The organism is Phyllobacterium sp. SYP-B3895 (assembly GCF_009647635.1).
Taxonomy (GTDB): domain Bacteria; phylum Pseudomonadota; class Alphaproteobacteria; order Rhizobiales; family Rhizobiaceae; genus Phyllobacterium; species Phyllobacterium pellucidum.
The window spans coordinates 34,716-50,852 of record NZ_WJIG01000002.1; the positions used below are offsets into that span (position 1 = coordinate 34,716).

General features: G+C 59.3%; 15 protein-coding genes. 11 read left to right on the forward strand and 4 right to left on the reverse strand.

Going from position 1 to position 16,137, the window contains the following annotated elements; translation table 11 throughout:
- Positions 1-86 precede the first annotated feature (86 nt).
- Entirely contained in the window at positions 87-527 is a 441-nt protein-coding gene (locus tag GF108_RS06650; protein WP_153667370.1) for a YqaA family protein, read from the forward strand.
- 20 nt (positions 528-547) lie between these two features.
- Here GF108_RS06650 and GF108_RS06655 read toward each other — a convergent pair whose 3' ends face one another.
- Positions 548-955, reverse strand: coding sequence for a DUF2000 family protein (locus tag GF108_RS06655; protein ID WP_027233221.1), 408 nt, complete (start codon positions 953-955; stop codon positions 548-550).
- Between the two features lie 35 nt (positions 956-990).
- On the opposite strand from GF108_RS06655, the gene GF108_RS06660 reads away from it, so the two are divergent.
- Positions 991-1,854, forward strand: coding sequence for an AraC family transcriptional regulator (locus tag GF108_RS06660; RefSeq protein WP_153667371.1), 864 nt, complete (start codon positions 991-993; stop codon positions 1,852-1,854).
- 58 nt (positions 1,855-1,912) lie between these two features.
- On the forward strand, positions 1,913-3,202 hold the full coding sequence (locus GF108_RS06665; protein WP_153667372.1) for an NAD(P)/FAD-dependent oxidoreductase: 1,290 nt from the start codon (positions 1,913-1,915) through the stop codon (positions 3,200-3,202).
- A gap of 12 nt (positions 3,203-3,214) precedes the next feature.
- On the opposite strand, the gene GF108_RS06670 is transcribed toward GF108_RS06665, so the two are convergent.
- Positions 3,215-3,844, reverse strand: a complete 630-nt coding sequence (locus GF108_RS06670; protein ID WP_027233224.1) for a MarC family protein — start codon at positions 3,842-3,844, stop codon at positions 3,215-3,217.
- Between the two features lie 317 nt (positions 3,845-4,161).
- Between GF108_RS06670 and gyrA the strand changes: the two genes are divergently transcribed.
- Positions 4,162-6,879, forward strand: coding sequence for a DNA gyrase subunit A (gene gyrA / locus GF108_RS06675; RefSeq protein WP_153668193.1), 2,718 nt, complete (start codon positions 4,162-4,164; stop codon positions 6,877-6,879).
- 18 nt (positions 6,880-6,897) lie between these two features.
- Here the strand turns inward: gyrA and GF108_RS06680 are convergent, their stop codons facing one another.
- Complete coding sequence (locus tag GF108_RS06680) at positions 6,898-7,038, reverse strand: hypothetical protein (RefSeq protein ID WP_153667373.1); 141 nt, start codon at positions 7,036-7,038, stop codon at positions 6,898-6,900.
- Positions 7,039-7,223: 185 nt separating this feature from the next.
- On the opposite strand from GF108_RS06680, the gene coaD reads away from it, so the two are divergent.
- The 5 genes from coaD to tgt are packed head-to-tail and all read left to right on the forward strand — an operon-like array spanning position 7,224 to position 11,094.
- Entirely contained in the window at positions 7,224-7,718 is a 495-nt protein-coding gene (gene coaD / locus GF108_RS06685) for a pantetheine-phosphate adenylyltransferase (protein WP_153667374.1), read from the forward strand.
- A 29-nt stretch (positions 7,719-7,747) separates the two neighbouring features.
- Entirely contained in the window at positions 7,748-8,332 is a 585-nt protein-coding gene (locus tag GF108_RS06690) for a peptidylprolyl isomerase (RefSeq protein WP_027233226.1), read from the forward strand.
- A gap of 25 nt (positions 8,333-8,357) precedes the next feature.
- Positions 8,358-8,867 carry a peptidylprolyl isomerase gene (locus GF108_RS06695; protein ID WP_153667375.1) on the forward strand — a complete coding sequence of 170 codons (510 nt, stop codon included), beginning with the start codon at positions 8,358-8,360 and terminating at the stop codon, positions 8,865-8,867.
- A gap of 17 nt (positions 8,868-8,884) precedes the next feature.
- Complete coding sequence (gene queA / locus GF108_RS06700; protein ID WP_153667376.1) at positions 8,885-9,961, forward strand: tRNA preQ1(34) S-adenosylmethionine ribosyltransferase-isomerase QueA; 1,077 nt, start codon at positions 8,885-8,887, stop codon at positions 9,959-9,961.
- Complete coding sequence (gene tgt, locus GF108_RS06705) at positions 9,958-11,094, forward strand: tRNA guanosine(34) transglycosylase Tgt (protein ID WP_153667377.1); 1,137 nt, start codon at positions 9,958-9,960, stop codon at positions 11,092-11,094. The genes queA and tgt overlap by 4 nt, the downstream gene beginning before the upstream one ends.
- A gap of 6 nt (positions 11,095-11,100) precedes the next feature.
- Here the strand turns inward: tgt and GF108_RS06710 are convergent, their stop codons facing one another.
- The gene (locus tag GF108_RS06710) at positions 11,101-11,679 is read right to left on the reverse strand and encodes a TetR/AcrR family transcriptional regulator (protein ID WP_027233230.1); all 579 of its coding nucleotides are present in this window, start codon (positions 11,677-11,679) and stop codon (positions 11,101-11,103) included.
- A 164-nt stretch (positions 11,680-11,843) separates the two neighbouring features.
- On the opposite strand from GF108_RS06710, the gene GF108_RS06715 reads away from it, so the two are divergent.
- Together GF108_RS06715 and GF108_RS06720 are read left to right on the forward strand one after the other, a co-directional pair.
- Positions 11,844-13,058: an efflux RND transporter periplasmic adaptor subunit gene (locus GF108_RS06715; RefSeq protein ID WP_153667378.1), complete on the forward strand. Its 1,215-nt coding sequence runs from the start codon at positions 11,844-11,846 to the stop codon at positions 13,056-13,058.
- Positions 13,055-16,132 (forward strand): efflux RND transporter permease subunit, encoded by a 3,078-nt coding sequence (locus GF108_RS06720; RefSeq protein WP_153667379.1) that lies wholly within the window; start codon positions 13,055-13,057, stop codon positions 16,130-16,132. The genes GF108_RS06715 and GF108_RS06720 overlap by 4 nt, the downstream gene beginning before the upstream one ends.
- Positions 16,133-16,137: the final 5 nt, after the last annotated feature.

The window sequence follows — 16,137 nt, forward strand, 5'->3', positions numbered from 1 at the left end:
GCCGAGCTTCTCGTGAAAACGGTCCCGATGTTTCGCATGCCTGAACAAAATATCCGGCTGTGGCTGGTCGAGCCGCGCGCATAGCGATGCCAGCAGATTTCGCGGTCTATGCTGGTCTGTTCGCCATTGCTTTTGCGGCCGCAACCATCCTGCCAATGCAGTCGGAGGCGGCACTGGCCGGACTCCTGCTCAGCAATGCCTACCCGTCCTCCGTTCTGATTGCGGTAGCGAGTGCCGGAAATATTTTGGGCTCGATCGTCAACTGGGGTCTTGGGCGCGGTATCGATCGCTTTCGCGACCGCAAGTGGTTTCCGGCGAACAGCGCGCAGCTCGACCGCGCCGCGTCGTGGTATCGCCGTTTTGGGCGCTGGACGCTGCTTTTGAGCTGGATGCCGATGGTCGGCGATCCGCTGACGGTGGTTGCCGGTGTTCTGCGCGAACCCCTTGCCAGTTTCGTCATCCTGGTGGCGATAGCGAAGATCGGCCGTTACCTCGCCGTCCTTGGCCTGACGACCGGATTGTCATAGGCCGGTCTTTACCTTGCGGATCACGGGTGCATGCGAGCGCCCTTGGTGATCTTGTCGACCAGCTTCTTGTCGGCGCGCATGGCAATTCCCACGACCTTTGCATCCGAAGGCGCGAATTTCGCAAAGATGGCGCGATTGGCTGCGTCATGACCGGTCGAGAACATTTCCTCGACATAGAGGCAGGTGCGGACATCGCGTTCGAGCGAGCGACGATGGATAGTGGAAATCGTTGCCTGGTCGGCCGCAAGGACGATGACGGGCTGGATTGATAAGGGATTATAGATATTGCCTTCGCGGTCGCGATAGGGCTCGCCGATCACGTTTGGCGTCTCTGCAACGATGCCGCTCATCAGGAAAGCGGTGACATTCAGCGTCTGCCAAGGGGCAAGGTCATCGCGCAGAACAATTGCAATTTTCGTGTCGAACATAAATATACTAGCCTTTGCAGGTTCGGGTTGAGCGGATGAACAATGTTCTAGGGGAAGAGGCCGCAGAGCGTCTTGGACGTTTGTGCGAACCATCGCTGAAGGACGCGATCGTTGCGGCGCCTTCCAATCCGGGGCTCGAAAGGATCGAAGCGCGCTTTGCCGCCAATGCCTATGAACTGCATCGGCATGATACCTATGCCATCGGCCTGACGCTGCACGGCGTGCAATCCTTCTGGTATCGCGGTGAGCGCCGATGCAGCCTTCCCGGCAACGTCATCGTCCTGCATCCGGACGAGATGCATGATGGCGGGGCGGGGACCGAGGTCGGCCTGCGGTATCGCATGCTCTATCTGGAACCCTCATTGGCATTGGATTCGCTTGGACCTGCCGGTTCGCTGCCATTCGTCCGCGATCCGGTGCTTAGCGATCCGATGATCGCGGCGACGCTTTCGGCAGCGCTTGATAATCTCGATGAGGAACTGGACGAGCTTCTTGTCGATGATGTCATCTCGCGGTTGGCGCAGGGACTGTCGCGCGTCGCCCGGCAATCGCCCAAGCCGACCGACAAACTTGCGGTAAGGCAGGTGGCACTTGTTCGCGATTATCTTGAGGCGCACGCCTTGCGTCTTGTGAAATCGGATGAGCTTGAGGCAATAAGTGGCCTTGATCGCTATGTTTTATCAAGGCAATTTAGGGCGGTGTACGCGACCAGCCCGCATCGGTTCCTGCTCATGCGTCGTCTGCAACGTGCCCGCGACATGATCCGGATGGGCGAGCCTCTTGCGGAGATCGCCGCCGATGCTGGCTTCAGCGACCAGAGCCACCTCAACCGGCAGTTCAAGAAGGCGTTCGGCGTAACACCCGGCCGCTGGGCCGCGCTGGTTGGTTCGAACGCATAATTGTAGTTCGCCGGGCCCTCTGCTAGACAGGCATGCGGTTTGTCCAGCGGAGCCAACGATGACGGAAGATCAGACTCCAGTGCAGCACCGTATCGTCGTTGTCGGCGGTGGTTTTGGCGGGCTCGAGACCGTCTACAATCTTCGCGGTGTCGATGTCGCGATCACTGTCGTAGACCAGCGCAACCACCATCTTTTTCAGCCCTTGCTCTATCAGGTGGCAACGTCGACCCTCGCAACATCCGAGATCGCCTGGCCGATCCGGCATCTGTTGCGGCGCTACAAGAATGTCTTGACGCTGCTTGGCAGCGTGGAAGCCGTGGATACGGCCGCCAAGACGGTGATTACGGCGGATGGAGACGTTATTCCCTATGACACGCTCGTGCTTGCTACCGGCGCCCGCCATGCCTATTTCGGCCATGACGACTGGGAACCATTCGCGCCCGGCCTGAAGACGCTGGAGGACGCGACCACGATCCGGCGGCGCATTCTTACGGCTTTCGAGATGGCCGAGCGCGAGCCTGATCCGCAAAAACGGTCAGAATATCTGACGTTCGTCATCATTGGCGGCGGACCGACCGGCGTCGAAATTGCTGGGACGATTGCTGACCTTGCCCGCGACACGCTGAAGGGTGATTTCAGGGAGATCGACCCCGCCAGCGCGCGGGTCGTGCTGATTGAAGGCGGGAGCCGCGTGCTTGGCGCCTTCAAGGAAGACATGTCCGCCTATGCCAAGATGGCGCTGGAAATGCTCGGCGTGACCGTCCATCTCGGCAATCCGGTTACCGCGTGCCATGCAGACGGGGTCGAATTCGCCGGCCAGACGCTGCGTGCCCGCACGATTATCTGGGCGGCGGGCGTGCAGGCATCGCCCGCTGCCAAATGGCTGGGCGTTCCGGCCGATCGCGCCGGGCGGGTCGTCGTCAATCCAGATCTAACCGTGCCGGGCCACCCTGAGATTTTCGTGATCGGCGATACCGCAACGGTGGCGAATGGCGACAAGGGCACGGTGCCGGGCATCGCACCTGCCGCCAAGCAACAGGGCAAGCACATAGCAAAGACAATCAAGGCGAGGCTTGCGGGCGACAATGCGCCGAAGCCCTTCGTCTACCATCACGCCGGCGATCTCGCGACCATCGGCAAGCGCGCCGCGGTGACCGATTTCGGCTGGTTCAAGCTCAAGGGCTATCTCGCCTGGTGGCTATGGGGCCTGGCCCACATCTACTACCTGATCGGCGTGCGCAATCGCCTCGCCGTGGCGCTGAGCTGGCTGTGGATATCGGTGAGCGGCGTGCGCAGCGCCAGGCTGATCACGCAGCGCGATGCCGCGGAGGAAGACAAGTCAGCGTAGCTTGAGCTAAGGTCAGCCCTGGACGAGCGTCCGTATCCCATCGGCCACGAACTGGACCGCGAGGGCGGCCAGGATGACGCCGAGCAGGCGGGTCAGGATCGAGCGGCCGGTTTCGCCTAGGAAGCGGTCGACGCGTTCGGCGAGCAGAAACACCACGTAACAGGCGGCTATACAGACCAGAATAATGCCGATGAGGGCAACGCGCGACGTTGGCTCGGAAAGCGTGCCGGCAAGCAGGATGGTCGCCGAGATGGCGCCGGGACCTGCAATGAGCGGTATCGCCAGCGGGAAGGCGGCAACATTGCGGATGTGATCCTTGGTGATGGCAACCTCGGCGCTCTTTTCCTTGCGCTCGGTGCGGCGCTCGAAAATCATTTCGAACGCGATCCAGAACAACAGGAGACCACCGGCCACCCGAAAGGCGCCCAGTGTGATGCCGAACAGCGCGAGAATCTGCGCGCCGGCGACGGCGAATATGGTGAGGATACCGAAGGCGATGATGCTTGCTCTCAGTCCGACCTGGCTGCGTTCACTGCGGTTCATGCCGCGCGTCAGCGCCAGAAACAGCGGCGCCAGCCCCGGAGGATCGATGGTCACCATCAGGGTGACGAGGGCATTGAGAATGGTGTCGTAGAACGCCACGATTTTGCTTTTCTTCTCGGTTAAGAGCCCAGCCAACCTACCGGATTCGATATCCAACGTCGAGAAACATGCAATTTCCCGCCCAACAATTTCACCGCATGAGAAAATCTCTTCTATCCATTTGATATCAAATGGTTTTCTGCTGTGAATTCTGACCCCGTTTGTTGGCTTTTCGCAATGAAAGCCGCTATAAGATCAAAGATTGATTCCATACGAAAGATGAGTGCCTCGTGTCTGACCTAACTCCACCATCCGGACCTGAAGACGATAAATCCGGGCCCAGTTCCGGTATCGAGCCGATTTCCATCATCGAGGAAATGCAGCGTTCCTACCTCGATTACGCCATGAGCGTGATCGTCAGCCGCGCCTTGCCCGATGTTCGCGATGGTCTGAAGCCGGTGCACAGGCGTATCCTGCACGCGATGAACGAGATGGGCCTGTCCTGGAACAGGTCGTACCGCAAGTCGGCCGGTGTCGTCGGTGAGGTGATGGGTAAGTTCCATCCGCATGGTGACGCCTCGATCTATGACGCGCTCGTCCGCATGGCGCAGGATTGGTCGCTGCGCGACCCGCTTGTCGACGGCCAGGGCAATTTCGGCTCGATCGACGGTGATTCACCGGCGGCGATGCGGTACACCGAATGCCGCCTCGAAAAGGTCACGGAATCGCTTCTCGAGGATATCGACAAGGAAACTGTCGATTTTCAGGACAATTATGACGGCCGCGAGCAGGAGCCGACGGTTCTGCCGGCGCGCTTCCCCAATCTTCTGGTCAATGGCTCCGGCGGTATCGCAGTCGGCATGGCGACGAACGTGCCGCCGCACAACCTTTCCGAGGTAATCAACGGCTGTATCGCACTTATCGACAATCCGGCGATCGAATTGCCGGAACTGATGGAAATCATTCCGGGTCCGGATTTCCCGACCGGCGGTCTTGTCCTTGGCCGTTCCGGCATTTATTCGGCCTACAGCACTGGCCGCGGCTCGATCCTGATGCGCGGCAGGGTTGCCATCGAAAGCATGCGCGGTGACCGCGAGGCGATCATCATTACCGAGGTTCCCTATCAGGTGAACAAGGCGGCGATGATCGAGAAAATGGCCGATCTGGTGCGCGAAAAGCGCATCGAGGGCATTTCCGACATTCGCGACGAATCCGACCGCGACGGCTACCGTGTCGTTGTTGAATTGAAGCGCGATGCAGTGGCGGATGTCATCCTCAACCAGCTTTATCGCTTCACACCGCTGCAGACCTCTTTCGGCGCCAATATGGTGGCGCTCAATGGCGGCAAGCCCGGCCTTCTCAACCTGCTCGATATTCTGCGCGCATTCGTCAGCTTCCGCGAGGAAGTCGTCAGCCGCCGTACCAAGTATCTGCTGCGCAAGGCCCGTGACCGCGCGCATGTGTTGGTGGGTCTTGCGATTGCCGTCGCGAACATAGACGAGATCATAGCGCTGATCCGCCGCGCTCCGGACCCGGCCACGGCCCGCGACCAGTTGATGGAGCGTCGCTGGCCTGCAAGCGAGGTCGCGCCGCTGATCCTGCTCATTGCCGATCCGCGCCACAAGCTTAATGACGACAACACCTACAACCTCTCCGAAGAGCAGGCGCGTGCCATTCTGGATCTGCGCCTGCAGCGCCTGACAGCGCTCGGCCGTGACGAAATTGCTGACGAACTCAACAAGATTGGCGTCGAAATCAAGGATTATCTGGAAATCCTCGCCTCGCGTCTGCGGATCATGGGCATTGTTAAAGACGAGCTCGCCGCGATCCGCGACGAATTCGGCACGCCCCGCCGCACCGAACTTACCGAAGGCGGCGCCGACATGGACGATGAGGATCTCATCGCCCGTGAAGATATGGTCGTCACCGTCAGCCATGCCGGCTATATCAAGCGTGTGCCGCTTGCGACCTATCGCGCGCAGCGCCGCGGCGGCAAGGGGCGCTCGGGCGTCACGATGAAGGATGAGGATTCGGTTACGCGCCTGTTCGTGGCCAACACGCATACGCCGGTCCTGTTCTTCTCGTCGCGCGGCATCGTCTACAAGGAAAAGGTCTGGCGCTTGCCGATCGGCACGCCGCAGTCGCGCGGCAAGGCTCTGATCAACATGCTGCCGCTCGAACAGGGTGAGCGCATAACGACGATCATGCCGCTGCCGGAAGACGAATCCAGCTGGGCCAACCTCGATGTGATGTTCGCAACCACGCGCGGCACGGTTCGCCGCAACAAGCTGTCGGATTTCATCCAGGTCAACCGCAACGGCAAGATCGCAATGAAGCTCGACGAGGAGGGTGACGAAATCCTCAGCGTCGATACATGCGACGAGTTCGACGATGTGCTGCTCACGGCCGCCGGCGGTCAGTGCATTCGCTTCCCGGTTACGGACGTGCGGGTTTTCGCCGGTCGCAACTCCATCGGCGTGCGCGGAATGAATCTGGCCAATGGCGACAAGATCATCTCTATGTCGATCCTCGGCCATGTCGATGCGAGCCCGGCAGAGCGCTCGGCCTATCTCAAGCAGGCGGCGGCGGAACGCCGTGCACAGGGCGCCGATGATGTCGAGGAGATCAATCTTGTCGGCGAAGAGGCGACAGACATTGCGGACCTCGCGCCCGAGCGCTACGCCGAACTGCGCGAACGCGAGCAAACGGTCCTGACTGTGAGCGAATACGGCTACGGCAAACGGTCGTCGTCCTATGAATTCCGTGTTTCCGGTCGCGGTGGCAAGGGCATACGCGCCACCGACACGTCCAAGACCGACGAAATCGGCAAGCTGGTCTCGTTGTTTCCGGTAGAGTCTTCGGATCAGATCCTGCTCGTTTCCGATGGCGGCCAGCTCATCCGTGTGCCGGTCAACGGTATCCGTGTTGCCGGACGCTCGACAAAGGGCGTCACGATCTTCAATACGGCGGATGGTGAGAAGGTGGTGTCGGTCGAGCGGATTTCCGAGACGGAGACCGACGAAGTCGAGATTGAAGTGGCTGCCGAAGGCGAGGTCTCAGTACCGGAAGCCACAGACGGCGCTGAGCCTAACTAAGGCTCAGGCAGGTCGGACTTAAATGTCGCGGCGATGATGATAAACACCAAAGCGGGTGGTTCTGACAGGAGCTTCCCGCTTTTTGCTTTCTTCCACGATCATGACAATCGCCGAAACGACCATTGCAACCATCATGGCAATGCTGAGAAGAATAAACATCAATCTGTCCCTTTGCTCCTGGCCAACTTATGGATAGTAACGTGCTGACTTCGAAATGGTTTCATGCGAGCGTCTCACGCATAGTTGAACGCGGATGAATGCTTGCTGATTTATGTGTTCATCTATCGTTCATCTGGATCGTGCGAGCCATTGAAAGCTCCAAGCAAAACCGATAGGAACCGGTCATGACAATCGCGATCTACGCCGGATCCTTCGATCCGATCACCAATGGCCACATGGATGTCCTGCAGGGCTCGCTGCGGCTTGCGGACAAGGTCTATGTCGCGATCGGTGTTCACCCGGGGAAGGCGCCTTTGTTTTCGTTCGACGAGCGGATGGACCTCGTCAAGCGTGTCTCGGCCGAGGTGTTCGGCAAGGACGGCGAGCGGATCCAAGTTATTTCCTTCGACGGTCTGGTGATCGACGCGGCACGCAAATTCGGCGCATCTCTGCTGGTTCGCGGATTGCGCGACGGCACTGACCTCGATTACGAAATGCAGATGGCGGGCATGAACGGCAAGATGGCGCCGGAATTGCAGACCGTGTTTCTTCCGGCGGACCCGGCGGTGCGCACCATTACCGCCACATTGGTTCGCCAGATTGCAGCGATGGGCGGCGACGTCCGGCACTTCGTTCCCGCGCTTGTCGCTGATGCGCTTGCGACCAAATTCAAACCCTGACCAAGTCACTGATCCCGGAGAGATTTTTCATGACCTTTACTCGTAGAGCCCTCATTGCGGCTGCAGTTTCATCGCTTACGTTTGCGACGCTGAACCCCGGCTTTGCCGATGACGCCAATACGATGACGATCAAGCTCAAGGATGGCGACGTCAAGGTCGAGCTATTGCCCAAGCTCGCACCGAAGCATGTCGAGCAGATCAAGGCGCTCGCCAAGGAAGGCGCCTATGACAATGTCGTATTCCACCGCGTCATTCCAGGATTCATGGCCCAGACCGGGGATGTTCAGTACGGTAATGCCGAAAAGGGCTTCAATGCGCAGGCCGCCGGCACCGGTGGCTCGACGCGGCCCGACCTTCCCGCAGAGTTCTCCAAGGAACCTTTCGTGCGCGGCGTCGTCGGGATGGCGCGCTCGCAGAACCCCAACTCTGCGAATTCGCAGTTCTTCATCATGTTCACCGAATACCCCTCGCTGAATGGGCAGTATACAGTCGTCGGCAAGGTCACGAGCGGCATGGAATATGTCGACAAGATCAAGAAGGGCTCGGAAGCAAACAATGGCGCCGTCGAGAATCCCGACAGAATGATCAAAGTTACCGTCGGCGCCGGCAAATAATTCATATCACAGGAGATTGGCGAAAATGGCTTATAAAGATCCCGAAAACACGATCCTGCTCGAAACGACCAAAGGCAATGTCGTCATCGAGCTCTATCCGGACCTTGCGCCGGAACATGTCAACCGCATCAAGGAACTTGCACGCGAAGGCGCTTATGACGGCGTCGTCTTCCACCGCGTGATCGACGGCTTCATGGCGCAGACCGGTGACGTCAAGTTCGGCAAGAAGGGAGGCACTTCGTTCAATCCTTCGCGCGCCGGCATGGGCGGTTCGGACAAGCCGGATCTCAAGGCTGAATTTTCCAACACCAACCATGGCCGCGGCGCATGCTCGATGGCGCGTGCGCAGAACCCGAATTCCGCCAACTCGCAGTTCTTCATCTGCTTCGACGATGCCGGCTTCCTGAACCGTCAGTACACGGTTTGGGGCCAGGTCATCGAGGGCATGGACAATGTCGACAAGATCAAGCGCGGCGAACCCGTGCAGGACCCGGATTCGATTGTTTCGATGCGCGTTGCCGCGGACGTTGAGTAAGATCGTTTCGTTGCATCATGCGTGTTGATCTTTTCGATTTCGATCTGCCGGAAGAGAACATCGCATTGAGACCAGCAGAGCCGCGCGATTCAGCGCGGCTTTTGCTTGTAAAGGCGGATGGCTCGGACCTTGGCGACGATACAGTACGCAATCTTGGCAATTATCTGCGTGAAGGCGACGCGCTCGTATTCAATGATACCAAGGTGATACCGGCGCAACTTGAAGGCTTTCGCGAGCGCGATGGGGTGCGCGCGCAGATTGGCGCCACGTTGCATATGCGTACCGGGCCCGACCGCTGGAAGGCGTTTTTGCGCCCGGCAAAGCGTATCAAGGAAGGTGAGCGGATCGATTTCGGCCAGGGCAATAATGCGTGCCTGCTCGGCTCGCTGCAGGCAACGGTGGCCGAGAAGGGCGAGGCGGGCGAAGCCCTGCTCGTTTTCGATTTCAGCGGAGCCGATTTGGACCAGGCCATCGCCGCGGTCGGGCATATCCCGCTGCCACCCTATATCGCCTCGAAGCGGGCCGACGACAGCCGCGACCGCGACGATTACCAGACCGTCTATGCCCGCGAGGAAGGCGCTGTTGCTGCCCCGACGGCCGGTCTGCATTTTACGCCCTCGCTCCTTGACGATTTGAAGCAACGCGGCATCGAGGAACATTTCGTGACGCTGCATGTCGGGGCAGGGACGTTTCTTCCGGTCAAGGCCGACGACACCTCCGAACACAAGATGCATGCCGAAATCGGCCATGTCGACCATGCGACCGCCGATGCGCTCAATGCGGTCAGGGCGCGTGGGGGGCGGATCGTCAGCGTCGGTACGACGTCGCTGCGGCTTCTCGAAAGCGCAACGGGCGAAGACGGGATCGTTCGCGCGTGGTCAGGAGCGACCGACATATTCATTACGCCAGGCTATCGGTTCCGTGCCGTCGACATGCTGATGACCAATTTTCACCTACCACGCTCGACGCTGTTCATGCTTGTTTCGGCGTTCAGCGGCATGGATCGCATGCGGGCAGCCTATGAATATGCCATCGAAAATCACTACCGCTTCTATTCCTATGGCGATGCAAGCCTGTTATGGCGATCAGAATGACCAGCACCAATTTTGAATTCAAACTGATTGCCAGCGATGGCAAGGCCCGACGCGGCGCGATCACCATGCCGCGCGGCACAATCCGCACCCCCGCATTCATGCCGGTGGGTACTGGCGGCACCGTCAAGGCGATGTATATGGACCAGGTGCGCGAGCTTGGCGCTGACATTATTCTTGGCAATACCTATCACCTGATGCTGCGCCCGAGCGCCGAGCGCGTTGCGCGGCTTGGGGGGCTGCACGAGTTCGCCAGATGGCCAGGACCGATCCTGACGGATTCCGGCGGGTTTCAGGTGATGTCGCTGGCGCAGTTGCGCAAGCTGACCGAAAACGGCGTCACCTTCCGCTCGCATATTGATGGCAGCGCCCACGAGATGAGCCCGGAGCGCTCGATCGAGATTCAGGGTCTACTCGATTCCGATATCCAGATGCAACTCGATGAATGCGTTGCGTTGCCTTCGACGCCGAAGGATATCGAGCGGGCCATGGAACTGTCGCTGCGCTGGGCCGAGCGATGCAAGACCGCATTCGGCAACCAGCCAGGGAAAGCCATGTTCGGGATTGTGCAGGGCGGTGATGTGGCCGATCTGCGTGTTCGTTCGGCGCAGGCGCTCAAGGCCATGGACCTCAAGGGCTATGCCGTTGGCGGCCTTGCCGTCGGCGAGCCGCAAGAGGTCATGCTCGATATGCTCGACATTACCTGCCCGGAGCTGCCGGTGGAAAAGCCGCGCTATCTGATGGGCGTCGGCACTCCTGACGATATTCTGAAGTCGGTGGCGCGCGGCATTGATATGTTCGATTGCGTGATGCCGACGCGGGCAGGCCGGCACGGTCTCGCCTTTACCCGTCGCGGCAAGGTCAATCTGCGCAATGCCCGGCATGCGGACGATCCGCGGCCGCTCGACGAAGAATCATCCTGTCCTGCGGCACGTGACTACAGCCGCGCCTATCTGCACCACCTCGTCAAATCGGGTGAAGCGCTTGGCGGCATGCTGCTGACATGGAACAATCTCGCCTATTACCAGCAACTCATGCAGGGTATACGCGGTGCGATCGAGACTGGAACCTATGTCCAGTTCTGCGAAGCGACGCAGGCCGAGTGGGCGAAGGGCGATCTCCCCGCTTACTCGTAGTCGAGATCAAGCGACTGCCGGCGTTTCAACCGGCGCGGGGTCCGCAGGTTCGAAGAGATTTTTGAGGCGGTCGATCGCGGCGATCTGTTCGGCGCGATCGAGAACATTCATCTCGAACAGCTTGAGGCTCCGCAGACCCTCGATGGTCAGGAAAACCATCATTGCCAGCATTGGGTCGGCTGCGTTTTCACGCATGCGCTGCAGCAGTTGCTTGTTGTAGCGGCGGATCGGCTCGAGAAAGCCCGGATCGTTGGCGATGGCGGCAAGAATACCAGAGGGTTCGGGCTCGTTGCAGACAAATTCGGCACGGTACACGGCGATCACGGCAAGAACGACGCTGTTCGGGCCGAAGTTGCGGGAAGCCTCTTCACGGCGAAGTGATTGGTCAAATTCCGAGACGTGCTGCTCTACCAGACCTTCGAGCAACTTGGCCTTGGTTGGAAACGTATAAAGCAGTCCACCCTTCGAAAGTCCCGCTCGCTTGGCCACAGCATCAAGTGAAAGATTCACCGGTCCCACTTCCTTGGTGATCTCGGCTGCCGCCTGCAGGATCTTGTCTCTTGTCGTTGGGATGTCCGCCACCATTCTGAAACTTTCGTCGTAGGGTTGTTGCCAAAACAATATTGACATTACCGTCCAGACGGTACAGTACTTCGCCCGCGGTAATCAAGTCCGCGTAAATCAATCCCCGTAAGAAAGGCTGGCAGACATATTTGCTGGCCATTGTTTTGTTTCGGAGCAGTCTCCTCATGATCAAGCGGTTCCTACTTCCCGTTATCATCCTCGTCCTGGTCGTTTTGCTGGGCGTCGGGCTGGTCGGATTCAATCTGTTCCGTGACAAGGCAATCAAGGATTTCTTTGCAACGATGCAGCAGCCGGCTGCGCCGGTTTCGACCTACACGGTCGAGCCGACGTCATGGACGCCGGAAATCGAGGCAATCGGCACGGTAAGCGCTATCCAGGGCGTCGAACTCTCCGTCGAGGTTGCCGGCATCGTCAAGGATATCCCGTTCACGGCGAATCAGGTCATCCAGAAGGGCGCTCCGCTGCTCCAGCTCGATGACGCGATCGAAAAGGCCGATATCGTCGCCGCCCAGGCACAGAATGTGCTTATGGACCAGACGCTCGAGCGCGCCCGCACGCTGAATACGCGTGGTGTGGGTGCCGTGTCCAACGTCGACGAAGCCCAGGCGGCATCGCTCGCGAAAAAGGCCGAGATTGCCAAGCTGCAGGCCGTCATGGACCAGAAGCTTATCAAGGCGCCGTTCACCGGCACCGTCGGTATTCCGCGCATCGAGCTTGGTCAGTATCTCGCACCCGGCACTGTAGTCGTGAGCTTGCAGGACCTTTCGACGATGCGCGTCGATTTCACCGTTCCCGAGGAGACCTTGAGCCAGCTCAAGGTCGGCCAGCCAATCCGGCTCGGCCTGACCGATAGTGAAATCAACATCAAGGGTGAAATCACGGCCATTGAGCCGCGCATCGATCCCGCGACGCGTCTTGTTTCGGTTCGCGCCAAGGTCGACAATTCCGAAGGCAAGCTGCGCCCCGGCCAGTTCGCACAGGTCCGCGTCGGATTGCCGAAGGAAGACAATGTTCTGACCTTGCCGCAGACGGCGCTCGTTTCCAGTCTTTACGGCGACTACGTGTTCGTCGTCCGTCCGGCAGAACAGAAGCCCGAGGAAAAGAAGCCGACCGAACAGCAGCAGCCCGGCGCCGCATCCGCCGAGACGGCAAAGCCGGCCGACGAAAAGGCAAAGGAAGAGCCGAAGCTTGTTGTCGCTCAGGTATTTGTGACGCCCGGACGCCGATCCGGCCTGAATGTCGAGATCACCAAGGGTCTTAAGCCCGGCGACATCGTCGTCACCGCCGGCCAGAACCGCCTGAACCCCGGTGCTGCCGTCAAGATTGCCAACGATGTCAATCCCGCCAACACCAAAGACGCAGGGCTGCCCACAAAATGAACTTCTCAGAAATCTTCATTCGCCGTCCGGTCCTTTCGACGGTCGTTGCTCTGATGATCATTCTGCTCGGCGCGCAGGGGCTCGTGAACCTTTCGGTTCGCGAATATCCGAAGGTCGAGGAAACGGTTATCACGATCAAGACCGCCTATGCGGGTGCCAGTGCCGACCTTATGCAGGGCTTCATTTCGGCGCCTATCGCCAAGGCCGTGACCACGACGGAAAACATCGACTACGTAACCTCGTCGTCGGGTCCGTCATCGAGTACGGTTACCGTGCAGATGAAACTCGGCGCCGATCCTGACGCCGCGCTCACCGAAGTTATCTCGAAGGTCAACCAGGTGCGCGGCGATCTGCCTGCCGAGGCTGACGACCCTGTCATCACCAAGGGCACGGGCCAGGACTTCGCGACGATGTACCTCGCGGTACAGAATCCGAACATGACCAGCGAGCAGATCACCGAATATCTGGAGCGCGTTATCCAGCCGCGCATGTCGACGATTCAGGGCGTCGCCGATGCGCAGATTCTCGGCGGCCAGGTGTTCTCGATGCGCGTCTGGATCGACCCGATCAAGCTCGCGGCCCGCAAGACCACGGCATCGGAAGTGCTGACTGCGATCAACCAGTCGAACTTCCTGTCGGCGCCGGGCAAGGTCGAAAACCTCTATACAGCCTCACCGATCACGTTGAAGACGACGTTGCAGACGCCGGAAGCCTTCGGCGCAATGCCGATCAAATCCGACGGCGACAATATCGTGCGCCTCAGGGATGTGGCGCGCATCGAGCTTGGTGCCGTCAACAAGGATACGATTGTGACCTTCAACGGGTCCAGCGGCACCTTCCTTGGCGTCTTCCCGACACCCGCTGCAAATCCGATCGATATGACAGCGGCGGTCCGCGCCGAACTGCCATCGATCCAGGCAACCCTGCCCGATGGGATGTCGATCGTCCTCCTCTACGACGCCACAGAACAGATCAGTTCATCGATCCACGAGGTGTTCAAGACCATAGGCGAGGCGGTTCTTATCGTCGTCCTGGTGATCCTCTTGTTCCTCGGCTCGTTCAGGTCGGTCATCATCCCGGTCGTCACCATTCCGATCTCGCTTGTCGGCGTGTGCTTCTTCCTGTTCATCCTTGGCTATTCGATCAACCTTCTGTCGCTGCTCGCAATGGTTCTCGCGATCGGCCTCGTCGTCGACGACGCGATCGTGGTGCTGGAGAATATCCACCGGCACATCGAGGAGGGGCTGCGGCCGGTCGATGCCGCACTGAAGGGCATGAAGGAAATCACGGGTCCGATCGTCGCCATGACCATCACGCTCGCCGCGGTGTTTGCGCCGCTCGGCTTTACCGGTGGTCTGACGGGTGCGCTTTTCCGCGAGTTCGCTTTCACGCTCGCGGGTGCCGTTATCATCTCTGGTGTTGCGGCCTTGACCGTTTCGCCGATGATGTGCGCGCTTCTGTTGAAGCCGGGCAATCACAGCCGTTTCCAGCGGATTGTCGATAATACTTTCGGTTGGCTGGAGCGCGCCTATGAACGCCGCGTCGCCGGGTCGCTGAATTTTCGCTTCCTCACGCTGTTTATCGTCATCGCACTGGTCTCGCTAACCGGCTTCCTCTTTACCAAGACCTCATCGGAGCTTGCTCCCGAAGAGGATTCCGGCGCCCTGTTTGCGATCGTCAACGCACCACAATATGCAACCTCGGACTATACCAAGCTCTATGCGGATCAGATCGATGCGCTGACCAAGGACCTGCCGGAACTCAAGGCCCGGTTCAACATCCTCGGTCTCGGCACGACGAATTCGGCCTTCGCTATCTGGGTGTTCAAGGACTGGACCCAGCGCGACAAGTCGCAAAAGCAGCTTCAGCAGGAACTGCAGGGGATGATCAGCCCGATTGCAGGTGCCGAAGCCTTCATCTTCGCGCCGCCGACATTGCCCGGTACGGGTGGTGGTCTGCCGATCTCGGTCGTCATTCAGTCTACCGGACCGGCCGACAAGGTCTACGAGGTGGCCGAGGAGATCAAGAAGCAGGCGCAGGCATCGGGCCAATTCATCATCGTCCAGAACTCGTTGTCGTTTAATGCGCCGCAGGTGACAGTCACGATTGATCGCGACCGTGCTTCCGCCCTTGGCGTTCCCGTCAGCGATATCGGCCAGACGCTCGGCCTGCTCGTCGGCGGCGGCAAGATCTCGAAGTTTGACCGCGATTCCAACAGCTATGACATCATTCCTCAAGTGCCGCAGGATTACCGGGCCAATCCGGAAAGCCTCGGCCAATACTTCGTCAAGAGCGCGTCGGGCGAAATGGTGCCGTTGTCTGCGGTGATCAAGATCACCGAGAATGCGTCACCGGCGGCAATCGAACAGTTCAACCAGCTGAATTCGGCGACGATTTCCGCGCTGCCGATGCCTGGCGTCACGACCGGTCAGGGATTGCAGACGATCATCGATACGGCTCGCCCGTTGATGCCGGATGGGTTCTTCATGGACTATTCGGGTCAGTCGCGACTTGAAATCGAGCAGGGCAGCACGATCCTGATCGCGTTTGTTCTCGCGGTCGTGGTTATCTATCTCGTCCTTGCGGCGCAGTTCGAAAGCTTCCGCGACCCGTTCATCATCATGATGTCGGTGCCGTTGTCGATCTTCGGCGCGATCGTCCCACTCAATCTTGGGCTCGGAACGCTCAACATCTATACGCAGGTCGGGCTGATCACACTCGTCGGGCTCATAACCAAGCACGGTATTCTCATGGTCGAGTTCGCCAACCAGCAGCGCGAACTGCACGGCATATCGCGTCATGACGCCATCATCCTTGCGGCGAAGACACGACTTCGTCCCATTCTGATGACGACGGCGGCGATGGCGCTTGGTGTTATTCCGCTGATTACGGCAACAGGCGCTGGTGCCGCGGCGCGTTACTCGATCGGTCTCGTGATCTTCTCCGGCATCATCGTCGGAACGATCTTCACGCTCTTCGTTGTGCCTATGTTCTATACGTTCATCTCGCGCAAGGACGTGGCCGTCGAATCCGAGAAAACGCCGGACGCCCAGCCTGAATTCGGCCGGGCCTGACGGAC